Below are 14696 nucleotides of genomic sequence, written 5' to 3'. Positions count from 1 at the left end.
GTTTCCTCAGACTTAAAATGTCCGAGGAAATTTTTTTGCGACTTTTTATCATTGAAATAATCAAACTTATGTTAATATAACAAAAATGTAATGTTAATGAAATATACTTCGGTGGTTGCTGCAAATATTATTGTATATAATAAGTATATCGGATGGGGTTAAAATAAAGAAAAAAAGGGGGAATTATAAATGAAAAATATATTAAGTGTAGAAAAAATTGAAAAGTATTATGGAAATAAAGATAATGTCACAAAGGCCATAGACAGTATCAGTTTTAAGGTAGATGAGGGTGAGTTTGTTGGGATAATGGGACCTTCAGGAAGTGGTAAAACGACATTGCTTAATTGTATATCAACTATTGATAATGTCACTACAGGGAAAATAATAATAAATAATAGTGATATTACTAGGGTGAAATCAAAAGCATTAGATAAGTTTAGACAAAATGAGTTAGGTTTTATATTTCAAGATTTTAACCTACTAGATACTCTTACTTCTTATGAAAATATAGCTTTAGCATTAACAATAAAAGGTGAGAAAAGTTCAGAAATAGATGGGAAAATAAAATCAGTAGCAAAATATTTAGACATTGAACCAGAACTAAATAAATATCCTTATCAAATGTCAGGTGGACAAAAGCAAAGAGTTGCTTCTGCAAGAGCAATAGTAACAGATCCATCCTTAGTACTTGCTGATGAACCAACAGGGGCTCTGGATTCTAAAACAGCTAGATTATTACTTGAAAAATTAGAAAGTCTAAACAAGGATTTAAAGACCACGATACTTATGGTTACCCATGATGCTTTTACAGCAAGCTATGCTCATAGAATCCTTTTTATTAAAGATGGAAAAATCTTTAGTGAGGTAGTAAGAGGTAAGGATACTAGAAAAGAATTCTTCAATAAAATTATAGAAGTTATAACTCTACTTGGAGGTGATGATAATGTATTCCAAAATAGCTGTAGGTAATGTAAAGAAGGGTTTTAAGGACTATGCTATATATTTTTTAACACTAACTTTAGCAGTTTGTATATTTTATAGTTTCAACTCAATTGGGTCACAAAAGGCACTTATACAAATGAAATCTGTATCTAAATTAATGAAAGTTATGTCTTATGTGTCAGTATTTATATCTATAATATTAGGTAGTTTAATATTATATGCAAATAATTTCTTGATAAAAAAACGTAAAAAAGAATTAGGAATATACATGACTTTAGGTATGGGGAAAAGAAAAATATCTTTAATATTAGTAATGGAGACTTTTCTAGTTGGAGTTATATCTTTAATTAGTGGACTTATACTAGGAATTGGAGCATCACAAGGATTAGCCACCTTTGCATTAAAGTTATTTGATGTGCCGATTAATGAATATAAGTTTACAGTTTCAACAGGTTCAATAGGTAAAACTGTATTATACTTTGGAATAATGTTTTTACTTGTTATGATATTTAATGTATTTGTTATATCTAAATACAAAATAATCGAGTTATTAACAGCAGGTAAAAAAAATCAAGATGTTAAATTCAAAAATTCTATTATATATTTAATAGCATTTATTTTATGCGTAATATCACTTGGGTTTGCATATAAATCAATACTAAAAGTAGGTTTCAATGTACTAGACCCTATGGTCTTAATATCAATAGCTTTGGGAATATTAGGTACAGTGTTATTTTTCTTTAGCTTATCTGGACTTATATTATATGTAGTAAAGAAAAATAAAAAGGTTTATTTTAAAGGGTTAAATATATTTGTAGTAAAACAGATAAATAGTAAAGTTAATACAAACTTCATATCAATGTCTTTAATTTGCTTAATGTTATTCTTCACAATAGTAAGTTTATCTATGGGAATAGGCTTTAAAACAGTTATGGATGCAGGAATTAAAAATGCAACGCCCTTTGATGCCAGCATATCAGTAACAAAGGAGGATGGAGACTACAATATAGAAGATGTTCTAAAGAAAATTAATTTGAAAATAAGTAAAAATGAAAAATTCGTAACTCATAATGAATATCTTATAGGTATGAACGCTAGTGAGTTTTTAACAACAGGAGATTTTAAAACAGACAAAGTAATTTTTGTTAAACTATCTGATTATAATAAAATTTTAAAATTTAAGAATGAAAAAGAAGTAAATTTAACTAAGGATGAAGTTTTAATTTTATCAAATACTAATAAGTTTATGAAACCAATAAATGAAAAAATAAAAAAGAATAATAAAATTAACATTAAAGGGAAACAATACCTAATAAAAAGCCCTAAAGCTAAAGAAGAAAATCTTCAAACAGCTTATTTTGTAAGTAGTTTTTTTACAATAGTAATAAATGATGAGTTTTTATCAGGTTACAAAATTAGTAACTCAGTACTTAATGTAAATTATTTAGATAAAAATAGAGAAATATATAATAAAAAATATAATAGACGCGAGGACTATGGTAAAGGTGGTAATATACTCGGTATCTCAAAGGATGGGGTTTATTCAGAAAAAATGGTAACAACAAATGTATTAATATTTACCATAATATATTTAGGTATTGTATTTTTAATAACTAGCATGGCAGTACTCGCTCTTCAACAATTATCAGAAGCTAGTGATAGTATAGAAAGATATAAATCTTTAAGGAGACTTGGTGCAAACGGAAAAATGATAGATAAAACAATTTTTGTTCAAACATTGATATATTTTAGTCTTCCGGTTAGTCTTGCATTAATTCATTCAGTGATTGGGATTAAGGTAACTAGCGATGCAATAAATAGCTTACAAGAAACAAATATTAATTCTTCAGCATTAGTAGCAGCTTTAATATTTATTGTAATTTATGCAGGATACTTCTATACAACATATGTAGGATATAAAAATATTGTTAGGAATAATTCATAAGAGATTTATTTTATAAAATTTAGAATATGTTATGATATTAGGGTACAGGATAAAATAAGCAGGGAAGGTAAGCGTATATATGAAAAAAATTATTATTATTGAAGATGATGAAGTTATAAGAGAAGAATTACAAAATTTTTTAAAAAGATATGGATACGAAGTAAAAGCTCCTATGAATTTTAATAATATAATACAATATGTTGAAAATGAGAATGCAGAACTTATATTGTTAGATATTAATCTTCCAGTGTTTGATGGTTATTATATATGTAGAGAAATACGAAAAACTTCAAGGGTTCCAATTATAATAGTTACAAGTAGAGATAGTGATTTAGATGAATTAATGAGTATGAATTTAGGCGCAGATGATTTTATAACAAAGCCTTATAATATAGAAATATTATTAGCAAGGATAACTAATATTTTAAGAAGAATAGGTGAAAGTTCAAAAACTAATAATATATTAAGTTATAAAGATTTTAATTTAAATCTTTCAAATGCAACTGTTATTTATAAGGATAAATGCTTAGAATTAACGAAAAATGAGGTTAAGATACTCTCTTACTTAATAAACAATAAGGGGAATATAGTAAAACGAGATTCGCTTATGGAATATCTATGGAAATCAGATTATTTTGTAGATGATAGTACCTTAACTGTTAATATTAATAGATTAAGAAAAAAACTTGAAGAGATAGGCATAGAAAATACAATAGAAACAAGAAGAGGGCTCGGGTATATAATGCCATGAGTATAGGTGAATTTATTAAAGAAAAAATGGTGATAATAATATCTAATATGATGCTATTTATCATATTAGCAGCTATAATGATGATTATTATTAAAGTTAATTTCATTATAATTTTATTTATTTTTTGTATTTGGTTTTTGCCATTAATTTCTTATATGGCTTTAGAGTTTATAAAATTTAAAAATTATTATGATGAAATTAATAACCTATTAGAAAATTTAGATAAGAAATATCTACTTCCAGTGGTAATAAAGGAAGCAAACTTTATACAAGCGAAAAAGTTAAATTCTATACTTAAAGAGATAAGCCGCGATATGCACGAAAATGTAAAATATTACAAGGATATACAGGTAGAATATAGAGAATACATAGAGACCTGGGTACACGAAATTAAAACACCAATAGCGTCTACAAAGCTAATAATTGAAAATAATCGAGATGAAGTAACTAATAAAATAGACTTCCAGATGGATAGAATTGAAGGGTTTGTAGAACAGGTGCTTTATTATTCTCGAAGCGATGATGTTAGTAAAGACTATATTATAAAACAAATTAATCTTGATAATGTAGTAAGGTATGTAGTTAAAAGAAATTATAGAGATTTTATTCATAAGAAAATAAAATTAGATATAAAAGATATAAATGAAATTGTATATAGTGATAAGAAATGGATTGAATTTATTATTAATCAGATAATAGGAAACTCTATAAAGTACTTAAGTAGTAAAGAGCCTATGATAAGTATATATTCAATTAAGAAAGCTAACTCAGTAATGTTAACCTTAGAGGATAATGGTGTAGGTATAATAGATAAAGATATAAATAGAGTGTTTGAAAAAGGATTTACTGGTGAAAACGGAAGAAAATTTAGTAAAAGTACAGGAATGGGATTGTATTTATGTGAAAAGCTATGTTCAAAACTGGGTTTAAAAATTACTATTGATTCCGAGGAGAATAAAGGAACTAAAGTTACATTAATATTTCCTTTGTCTAGTATGGTAAATTTTACAGATGACTAAGGGGTCTCTGTGCTAATGTAACAGAAATGTAGAGGAAATATTTTGGATAAAGGATTAGTTGTGTCTACAACAATCATAGCAATTGTAGTTCTTATTTTAACAAATTATAAATTTAAAACAAATGAAGCAATATGTATCGATACATTTGTAGAAGATGCTTTTGAACTTGCAAAAATTCTTTTACGACGTTTCAAACAAAATAAATTGTATTTGATTGGACATTCTTGGGGTAGCGTAATCGGGCTTAAGTTAATAGAAAAACATTATGAACTATTCCATACATATATTGGTTGTGGACAGGTTGTTTATGGCAAGAACTTATGACTGTTAATTTTGAAAATATAAAACAGTTTCAAGTACCCGTAATTTTTATTGAAGGCCGTTATGATTATCAAGTGTCCGCCAAAGTTGCGGAAGAGTACTATAACAATATCACATCTCAGAAACGTATTTACTGGTTTGAAAAATCTTGTCATTTTCCACAATGGTGTGAAGCAAGTAAATTTAATGATATTGTTATTGGTTTGATAAATGGGTCAGACTAAATATCTAAGTGCGTTAAGACGACGAACTTTTATCTATAAAAAGTAGATAGAACATTTGGTGATACCTTATATTGTGTTGATAAGTATAATGGTAAAATGTATACATATTCTTCTACTGGTGGATTAAAAATCATTCAATAATTATTGATGATGATGATGACTTTGATTATATTATAATAGATGAATTTCACCACGCAGCTGCAACTCCAGAGAGATTGGACAATAAAGATGTATTTGCCCTTTGTGATTATAATATTTTATATGAAGTTAGATTAAAAGGAGCAATAGATAAGGGGAGCATATCATTTTTGACTTCCCTTAATTCGCATTTAAAGAAAAAAGCGAATGGTCATTACACTCCACCGTTATATTTTTTCTGTGCCTTAAATATCATAACTAAGCCCCAAACAAAGGATATCCCAAAGCATATCCAACCATACGATGCCTTTGATACGAAATCAATAATAACCCATAGTATCATTCCTATTCCAATGAGAATACACGATTTACCCACTTTTTCTGTATAAGATTTTTTGTCTTTTTCAGCAACTATTGTATAATGATAATCATGTATTAGCGTTATCTGTTCTTTTTTCCAAATACGCCATCCTATAGAAATAAAATATAATCCTACAGGTAATAATATAATCATCATAACTATTAATTCAGACATATAATCATCCCCTTAGTCCAATATAAATAATTTGAAATTCTTAGTTAAATACAGTTATTCATCTATCGTAATTTTAAGTAGATGAAAAATATTTTACTATTGTGTTTGTATTTAATTATACAACATAGCAATGTAATTATTCGAATATTTAACAAAATTAAATATAAATAGCTTCCCTAATTTTAAAATCCTTTAATTTTGTATCAGAATGAGATGTGTGTGACTGAACTAATAAAGGAATCTACAAATTTCAGAAGATTTGTTACTGGTAATATTGCGGGTATAGGACTTATGGGTTTATATTTCACTAATATATTAAAGAAAGATCTGAAAAATTAGATAAATAAATATAATGACGAAATCCTCCATAGATATTGATATGTAGGATTTATGTTATAATAAAGGAGATTATATGAATAAATGTCTAGTGATTTCTCAATATAGAGAGGACGGTTGATTTTATGAAAGAAAGAAATAAGTACTTGAAATATGCAGCTATCTTATTAATGGGTATTGCAATATTAGTGCCAGCATTTAATGTATCATTTATACAACAAGGAAATTATATAGATAAAGCATTCTTTTTTACGGCTTTATTAGGATATATTATTTTAATAATTGCAATAGTTTCAGGATGCATAAAAAAACGCTTGAAAAAATAAAATATAGGTAATTAATTTTACTGAAATTAGAATTAAGGGGAGCATATCAACAAGGGTTCCTTTAAAAATTTCAACTTATCATAACCGACGTAACGATGGTATAAGGCTCATTTCAAAACCTAAATTAATTATATCGTACCAAACCACCTATGTTTAATAGTTGATTTTGGTAGTGATATCCATTCCACATCTAAAGAAGTGGGCTTTCCTCATAAAATTGTAAATAATAATACTCATAAGACCAAGTATTAAAACTGGATTTTTTAGTGGTAGAAATAATGATAGTGATAAATATAATAGTAGAAAAGCCTTAGGTTTCTGTACCAGTAGGGATCACTTTGTATACAAGAGTAAATTTTTTATGAAAATTAAGTAAATTATAGGGAATATATGCTATAATGATATATATTTTAGTAAAAAAGTCTAATATTAGTAAGATGTGGCTTTTGAATGATGTTGGTAAATTTAATTCTAAAGCTGAAACTTAACTATGCGAATATAAAGAAAGGGAATGATTATTGGTGGCTGGTAAAATAAGAGAAATGATAAATCAGATTATTCAAGAACGTTCTAAAGGCAATCCTGCTATTAGAGAAATGACTATATCTAAATTAATTCTGAAAGGACTTAATCCTAACAAATTTGATAGTCACTCAGCTGATGATCCGGAAATTGTCCGAAAACTTCTTAAAATCGCTAAACAATTGAATGTAAGAAAGATGGAAGATAACGATATGAATATAAAATCCGTGTTTTCAACAAAATCTTTAGAAAAAGAGATTGTATTGGATATTAAAAGTCAGTTAAATCATTGTAATGCAAAGATATTAATATTCTTCGCTTCTTCTAATTTTGACCAAGACAAGTTAAGTAATCTGCTGCAAGAAGCTTTTGTGGATTGCATAGTAGTTGGATGTTCTACTGCTGGTGAAATAGTAAGTGGTGAGTTGTTGAAAAATTCTGTTGTAGCAATGGCTATTAATTCAAATATTATTTCTGATGCAAAAGTGGAAGTAATTGAACATATGAAAGAAAATCTAAGCTTAGAAGCGGCATTTACTTCCTTTGAGAAATACTTTAATGAGAGTTTATATACAATGGATGCAACAAAATTTGTTGGTATTGTTTTAATTGATGGTGTAAGTAGGAAAGAAGAAAAAATCATGGATTTAATCGGTAATAGAACTAACGTTTTTTTTGTTGGTGGGTCTGCAGGGGATGATTTTAAATATTTTGAAACGCATGTTTGTGCAAATGGAAAGGCATATGCTGATTCAGCAGTTCTTATAATGTTGAAAATAAACGACAATGCTGAATTCAGTATTATTAAAACACAAAGTTTCAAAGCTTTGGATCATACATTTACTGCAAATAATGTTAATGAAGAAACTAGAGAAGTCATCGAATTTAATAATAAGCCTGCTATCTTGGAATATGCAGAGGCAGTAGGGGCAGCTTCAATTGAAGATGCTACAAAATACTTTAAGACCAATCCAGTTGGTTTATTAGTTGGAGATAATGATATGTTCATAAGAAGTCCCCAACAAATAAAGGGAACCAGTATGTTATTTTATTGCAATATACTTAAAGGTATGGAAGTCAGATTGATGCAGTGTACAAATATAGTTGAAGATACAAGGAACGCTGTTGAAAATAAAATAAAAGAATTTGGAAGAATAGATGGTCTCATAAATTTTAATTGTGTAGAGCGGACACTTGAATTGGAGAGAAACGATCTTGAAAAACAGTATGGTGAAATATTTAGTGATATTCCGACCATAGGTTTCTCCACTTATGGTGAAGAATTTATTGGACATATAAATCAGACAGCTACTATGCTTGTTTTCAAATTAAAAGCAAATATATAACTTGATTTCTATTAAAATATTTTGAAATGGAGCCATAAATAATGGATAATTTAAGTGAAAATGAATGTGAATATAAAAAAGCTCTTAATGAAATGAAGAAATCTAATGAAGAATTGATAAAAGTGAATAGTGATTTGGAAAACAAGGTTCTAGAGCAAGCGCAACAGCTAGAAGAGATTACTGCTGACCTTAAGGAATTCAATGTTATGCTAGAAGAGGAAATTACTGAGCGCACAAAAACTGAAGAAGCCGTAAAGGAAAGAGAAAGACAATTTCGGTATACTATAGAGGAAGCTCCATTACCTATAATGTTATATAATGAGGATGGAGAAATAAAAAAAATAAATAGAACATGGACTGATATTACAGGATATACAATTAAAGATACTCCAACAATAGCTGAATTTGCAAGAATATCAGATGTATTTATAGAGGGGTTAGAGGGTACTACTGTAAGCAGACTGTCTAATATGGGAAAAAAACAAAATGATGGCGAATACTCTATAAGAACAAGGAATGGAAGTATTCTAATTTGGGATTTTTATTCAGCAAATACTAGGCAATTGCAGGATGGGCGCAAATTGTTAATGATAGTAGCTATAGATATAACTGAAAGAAAACATATGGAAGAATTACAAAAAAATATTGATGATGAAAGAGAAAGGCTATATGAGATTAAGGAGTATGATAGAATTAAAACAGAATTTTTTTCGAATATTTCTCATGAGTTAAGGACTCCGATTAATGTTATTTTTTCGGCACTACAGGTACATGAACTTAAACTAAAAGACTATGTATGCCCAAATGCATCCACAGATATATACAAATACACAAAGATAATGAAACAAAATTGCTTTCGTATTTTAAGACTAATTAATAATTTAATTGATATAACAAAAATAGATTCAGGCTATTTAGATATAAATAAAATTAATACTAACATAATCAGTCTCGTAGAAGATGTAAGTGTTTCTGTAGTTGATTATATAGGAAATAAAGGATTATCATTAACATTTGATACAGAGATAGAGGAAAAAAATATTGCATGTGATCCAGAAAAAATTGAGAGAATTATTTTAAATCTATTATCAAATGCAGTAAAATTTACTCCTTATGGTGGCAATGTTATGGTTAATATAGAGGACGGTATTCAAAATATTTGCATAAGGGTAAAAGATACCGGAAGAGGTATTCCAGCAGAGAAACTAAATTCCATATTTGATCGTTTTGTGCAAGTTGACAAATCTCTTTCAAGAGATCATGAGGGAAGTGGAATAGGGCTTTCGCTTGTGAAATGCCTAGTAGAACTACATGGTGGAACAATATCGGTGAAAAGTAAGGAGGGATATGGTACTGAATTTATTATATATATTCCATGTAAATTAGTAGGTGATGAGGGTCCAGAGGATATTTCATATTGTGGCATTAAAAGTGATAGTTGTGTTGAAAAAACTAGTATAGAATTCTCAGATATATATAACTGAGAACGGAGATGGATATAGAAAAGCTAACCTGTAAAAACTTTTACAGGTTAGCTTTTTATAAAGAAATTAAAATATCTAAAAAACTTTTGTTCTCTTTAGAAATCATCGTTTGAAGCTATGGCAAACGTTTACAACACTTAGATATTATTAAACAATAAATCACGCAGCGCTGATCTTGTTAATATACTTGTTGACTGATCATAACTTGATTTTTTAAGTTTGGGAGTTTCTTTAAGTATTTTTCTCCATCTAGTTTTAGTTCGTGATATTTTTACCAGGTTTTTAATATTAATGTGAATACATTTATTAATTTTAGAATATATCAATGTCTAAATCACCTCACTTTTCTTTAATATCAATCTAATTATCTTCGATTCATATTTCAATGAATTTATTTTTGTTTTATTGTAAGTAAATTTTACCACAAAATGTTGCAATTTAGTATTTTTTTATATTAACTTTATGTTAATAGTATTTTTTAAAAGCAGTATGAAAGCAATATATTCCTAGAGGATCAGAGTACATACTAATAATTTGTTATGTAACACTTACAGGTGCACCTCCTTACAGCGGAGATAACAGAATGGCTACTTTTATTGGTAAATAATAAATGATTAATTAATATAATGATTAAGGAGAATAATATGCAAAAAATAGTTCCACATTTATGGTACGACAAAGAAGCTAAAGAAGCGGCCATATTCTATATCAGTTTATTTGATAACTCTAAGATTCTAAACGTGACGATTATGGAAGGTACACCTTCAGGAGATGCGGAAAGTATAAATTTTGAATTAGCTGGGCAACAATTTGCGGTATAATAGTAATATATTGATTTATAGTTATATATTTTTGGTTTTATGATAGGAGGAAAATTATGATAAATAATGAAGTGCTCGACTGTATCCGTTCGCGGAGAAGTACACGTAAATTCAAGGAGCAACAGATTAAAGAAGAAGAGCTAAAAGCCCTATTGGAGGCCGCTACATGGGCGCCAAGTGGAGGCAATAATCAAAGCTGGCTGTTTACTGCAATCCAGAACAAAGAAACTCTTTTACGGATCAACGAATTGCTAAGGCAAGGATTTAAACGTTGGGTTCCTGATGACGATTATCCAGGTAAGCTGGGTGTCAAAGCTGTAGCAGAAAAAAAAGATTGCCATTTTTTCTATCATGCACCTACACTTATTATTGCTTCTAATAAGCCTAATTATGAAAATGCTATGGCAGACTGTTCACTTGCATTAGAAAACCTTTTTTTAGCGGCGAATTCTATAGGATTGGGGACTTGCTATATTAATCAGTTACACTGGCTACGAAATGATGCCGAATTTCGTGAATTTCTTTTTGAATTAGGGATTCCCAAAGAGCATACTATCTGCTCTTCAGCTGTGGTTGGATATATTGATAAACCATCAATTGCACTCTCACGAAAGGAAGGTACTATTAATATTATAAAATAGAAGTCTTAGGTCATGAGAAGGTTAAATGCTTCTGCATTTTAAATAAGAAAGACTTGAGAGAAACAACTATGGATTTCTTCATAGCTGTCTCTCTTGTTTCCTATCAAATAAAGCATCATATTCTAGACTTTGGAAGATTTGTGAACTACCACCACTTATAGAAGTGGATGGCTTCTTGGTCAATACTACTACTGTAGCAAGTTCGTCTCTTCCGGAGCCGTGTGCATCTCTTGCAGAGACGTATCCAAGCTATCAAGGTCATTCCAACCTCTCTAACAATATATCTTTTATTATATTGCTAGTTTTAGTAAATTTTTGCTCGCATTTATATCTCTATCCATTATCATCCCACATACTGAACATATATAAGTTCTGCAAGATAAGTCTTTAGTTTGACTTGATTGATTACCACAAGCAGAACATAATTGACTACTTGCATAGGTTGATGGTGCTACTATTATTTCTCTACTATACCATTTTGCCTTATATTCTAACATTCTTCTAAACTCTGACCAGCTAACATCAGCTATTGATTTTGCTAATTTATGATTTTTTAGCATATTGCTAACTTTTAAGTCCTCAATCACTATAACTTGGTTTTCGTTAATTAATTGAGTGCTTACTTTATGCAGCATATCTTTCCTTTGGTTAGATATTTTCTCATGTAATTTTGCTACTTTTATTTTAGCTTTTTTTCTATTATTGCTACCCTTTTGTTTTCTTGATAAATCCTTTTGAAGTTTAGCTAACCTTTTAGCTGATTTCTTTAGGTATTTAGGATTATGAAAAAACTCACCATTACTTGTTATTGCAAACTCTTTAATTCCCAGATCTACACCTATTTTACTACCTGTTTTAGGCAATTGAATATTTTCAGCGTCAACTAAAATAGATATGTAATATTTTCCACTTGGAACTTGTGATATAGTGCAAGATTTAATTAACCCATTGAATTCTCTATGATGCTTTATTTTTATCATAGACTTTAATTTAGGTACTTTGATATGCTTATTTTCTATATACACAGTACCATTTTGATTATTAGTTGTATAACTATTGGTATTAGTTTTCTTCTTGAACTTAGGAAAACCAATTGATTTATATCTAAAAAAATTATTATACGCTTTACCTAAATTCATTTGAGCATTAGCTAAAGCAAGACTATCGACTTCTTTTAGCCACTCAAATTCAGTTTTGTATTGTGCGGGCGAGGGATATTTAATCGCCTTAATATCTAGGTCTTTGTTTTCCTCATATGATTTAATTCTTTCAGCTAGCATTCGGTTATATACAAACCTAGTGCATCCAAAAGTCTTAGCTAAATATATTCTTTGCTCAACATTTGGATATAACCTAAATTTATAAGCCTTTAACATTTTCTCACCTCATTTCAATCCTTGGTTTTCTATATATTTTCTAACTATATCTATAGGGGCACCACCAGTTGTTATAAGGCAGTAACTTTTACTCCAAAAATACTCTTTCCATAATTTGGTTTTGATTGATAGAAACTCTTTTTTTATAACCAATACTAAATGATAGTTTAGCAAGAATACCGAATGATTATTAGTATCTAATTCCAATATACCAAGTACCTTATAAGTTTACTACTGACCACATATTACTATTAATAGTTTGCCAAAGATTTATTATTTTATGTATCTAACCTAAAATAATAAAGGCTGTCCATCCCCCACCTGTAGAGGATGGGAGAATTCCGCCTATTATGGTTAAAACTCATGGTTACCCTCCTAAGTATATCAAATTTTTATCTGAAATAATATATATTATAATAATATTATTACCAAAATACGAACATATATTCGTATAATGAAAAATCCTATTAATATAGAATTTGCTTAAATAAACTGTTGTTAAAATTTAGATTAGAATAGTATAAAATCTTATAAGAACCTAATAAGATTTTAATTAAGTAAATAGTATTAATTGCTAATAACTGACTGAAATCACTGAAGTGTAGGAAGTTAAATTTAAGTTAAAAATGCTATGAAATCTAATTAAATTTAAAAGATTTCATTCCATCTTAGTGAGAAAGGGGTGGCTTTAAATCAACAAGTTACTATGATAAAATGTAGATAGTGCCATATTAGTAAATGATTTGGTATAGTGTATATTTGATTGAAAATATTAGTTGTTGCTTAGTTATATAAGGGAGGCATTAGTGAAGTATGAAGGATAAAGTTGATATTGTTACTAAAGATATAATAACTAGTGATTCCATCCAATTTAAAGGGGCCATGCTAGATTATGATTCAAACTGTTCTACAGGGGACAAGGATTATTTATTACCTAAATTAGCGGCCTCATTAAAAAGAGCAAAGACTATAGATATGGCGGTAGGATTTTTAATGGAATCAGGGGTGAAATTACTTATAAATGATTTAAAACAGGTGGCGCAAAGTGGTGTACGGATAAGAATATTAACAGGAAATTATCTTAATATCACTCAACCTCAAGCTTTATATTTAGTAAAGGAAGCACTAGGGGATAAGGTAGATTTAAGGTTTTATAATATTAAGAATAAATCCTTTCACCCTAAGTCATACATATTTGAATATGAAGGGGATGGAGATGTTTTTATAGGATCTTCTAATATGTCCAATTCTGCATTAACTAGTGGTATTGAATGGAACTATAGAATAAATAAAAATAAGAACCTAGATGATTTTACACACTTTAAGAATGTTTTTGAAGATTTATTTTTAAATCATTCAATAATTATTGACGATGATGAGCTTAGGCGTTATTCATCAGTATGGAAAAGGCCTAAAATCTTTAATACTTTTGAAAAGGTAGAAGATAACAAAGATGAATATGGTTTAGTAATTCCACTGTATGAACCTAGGGGCGCACAAATTGAAGCAAGATATTAACACTAAGGAAATGTAGAGAAGAAGTCTTACATAAAGGATTAGTTGTGGCAGCAACGGGCATAGGTAAAACTTATCTAGCTGCTTTTGATTCGCTGGATTTTAATAGGATTCTATTTGTAGCTCATAGAGAAGAAATATTAAATCAAGCAGAGATATCTTTTAAAAATGGTAAGTATGATGAGTTTGAGCTGGAAAAAGCCTTAATGCTTAATAAACGGTCAAATTTAATCCTAAAACATTATGAAAAGTATAATAATAAAAGAGCTTTAGGTTTCTGCAGCAATCGACGCCACGCCATATACATGAGTAAATATTTTAATGAAAAAGGTATTAAAGCCTGCGCTGTAATTAGTGGTGAGCAAAATGAGTTTTCTATGGATAGACATGGAGCGGTAGATAAACTTAAAACAGGAGAATTAAATATTATATTCTCTGTAGATATGATTAAAAG

Annotated in this window: 12 protein-coding genes and 2 pseudogenes; 11 read left to right on the top strand and 3 right to left on the bottom strand. The window is 28.8% G+C overall.

The annotated features are described in order from the left end of the window. Positions 1–189 precede the first annotated feature (189 nt). From LL038_RS10425 to LL038_RS10405, 5 genes are all read left to right on the top strand, one after another. A complete protein-coding gene (locus LL038_RS10425; RefSeq protein WP_216125423.1) occupies positions 190–969 on the top strand; it encodes an ABC transporter ATP-binding protein in 780 nt (259 codons plus the stop codon). Further along, the gene (locus tag LL038_RS10420) at positions 944–2887 is read left to right on the top strand and encodes an FtsX-like permease family protein (RefSeq protein ID WP_216125424.1); all 1944 of its coding nucleotides are present in this window, start codon (positions 944–946) and stop codon (positions 2885–2887) included. The genes LL038_RS10425 and LL038_RS10420 overlap by 26 nt, the downstream gene beginning before the upstream one ends. 79 nt (positions 2888–2966) lie before the next feature. Further along, complete coding sequence (locus LL038_RS10415; RefSeq protein ID WP_152751569.1) at positions 2967–3638, top strand: response regulator transcription factor; 672 nt, start codon at positions 2967–2969, stop codon at positions 3636–3638. Beyond that, the gene (locus tag LL038_RS10410) at positions 3635–4657 is read left to right on the top strand and encodes a sensor histidine kinase (protein WP_216125425.1); all 1023 of its coding nucleotides are present in this window, start codon (positions 3635–3637) and stop codon (positions 4655–4657) included. Before LL038_RS10415 ends, LL038_RS10410 begins: the two co-directional genes overlap by 4 nt. Before the next feature lie 42 nt (positions 4658–4699). Continuing rightward, positions 4700–4981, top strand: a complete 282-nt coding sequence (locus LL038_RS10405) for a serine aminopeptidase domain-containing protein (RefSeq protein ID WP_216125426.1) — start codon at positions 4700–4702, stop codon at positions 4979–4981. 573 nt (positions 4982–5554) lie between these two features. Here LL038_RS10405 and LL038_RS10400 read toward each other — a convergent pair. Beyond that, positions 5555–5875, bottom strand: coding sequence for a DUF3784 domain-containing protein (locus LL038_RS10400; protein ID WP_216125428.1), 321 nt, complete (start codon positions 5873–5875; stop codon positions 5555–5557). Between the two features lie 461 nt (positions 5876–6336). Here LL038_RS10400 and LL038_RS10395 point away from each other — a divergent pair, with 461 nt between their 5' ends. The 5 genes and pseudogenes from LL038_RS10395 (at position 6337) to LL038_RS10375 (ending at position 11351) form a co-directional block, all read left to right on the top strand. Further along, positions 6337–6537 carry a hypothetical protein gene (locus LL038_RS10395; protein ID WP_216125429.1) on the top strand — a complete coding sequence of 67 codons (201 nt, stop codon included), beginning with the start codon at positions 6337–6339 and terminating at the stop codon, positions 6535–6537. 521 nt (positions 6538–7058) lie between these two features. Further along, positions 7059–8405 (top strand): FIST signal transduction protein, encoded by a 1347-nt coding sequence (locus tag LL038_RS10390; protein WP_216125466.1) that lies wholly within the window; start codon positions 7059–7061, stop codon positions 8403–8405. 41 nt (positions 8406–8446) lie between these two features. Further along, positions 8447–9889 carry a PAS domain-containing sensor histidine kinase gene (locus LL038_RS10385; RefSeq protein WP_216125431.1) on the top strand — a complete coding sequence of 481 codons (1443 nt, stop codon included), beginning with the start codon at positions 8447–8449 and terminating at the stop codon, positions 9887–9889. A 644-nt stretch (positions 9890–10533) separates the two neighbouring features. After that, positions 10534–10701 (top strand): annotated as a pseudogene (locus tag LL038_RS10380) (VOC family protein); the annotation flags it as partial. A 65-nt stretch (positions 10702–10766) separates the two neighbouring features. Continuing rightward, positions 10767–11351, top strand: a complete 585-nt coding sequence (locus LL038_RS10375) for a nitroreductase family protein (protein ID WP_216125433.1) — start codon at positions 10767–10769, stop codon at positions 11349–11351. 290 nt (positions 11352–11641) lie between these two features. On the opposite strand, the gene tnpB is transcribed toward LL038_RS10375, so the two are convergent. Both tnpB and LL038_RS10365 read right to left on the bottom strand, forming a co-directional pair. Beyond that, entirely contained in the window at positions 11642–12727 is a 1086-nt protein-coding gene (gene tnpB / locus LL038_RS10370; RefSeq protein WP_216125435.1) for an IS200/IS605 family element RNA-guided endonuclease TnpB, read from the bottom strand. Between the two features lie 9 nt (positions 12728–12736). Continuing rightward, the gene (locus LL038_RS10365) at positions 12737–12934 is read right to left on the bottom strand and encodes a transposase (RefSeq protein WP_216125437.1); all 198 of its coding nucleotides are present in this window, start codon (positions 12932–12934) and stop codon (positions 12737–12739) included. Positions 12935–13609: 675 nt separating this feature from the next. Between LL038_RS10365 and LL038_RS10360 the strand changes: the two are divergent. Further along, positions 13610–14688 (top strand): annotated as a pseudogene (locus LL038_RS10360) (phospholipase D-like domain-containing protein); the annotation flags it as partial. Positions 14689–14696 lie beyond the last annotated feature (8 nt).

This window comes from Clostridium estertheticum, from assembly GCF_026650985.1.
GTDB lineage: Bacteria > Bacillota > Clostridia > Clostridiales > Clostridiaceae > Clostridium_AD > Clostridium_AD estertheticum_C.
This window is presented reverse-complemented; position numbering and strand designations above follow the sequence as displayed.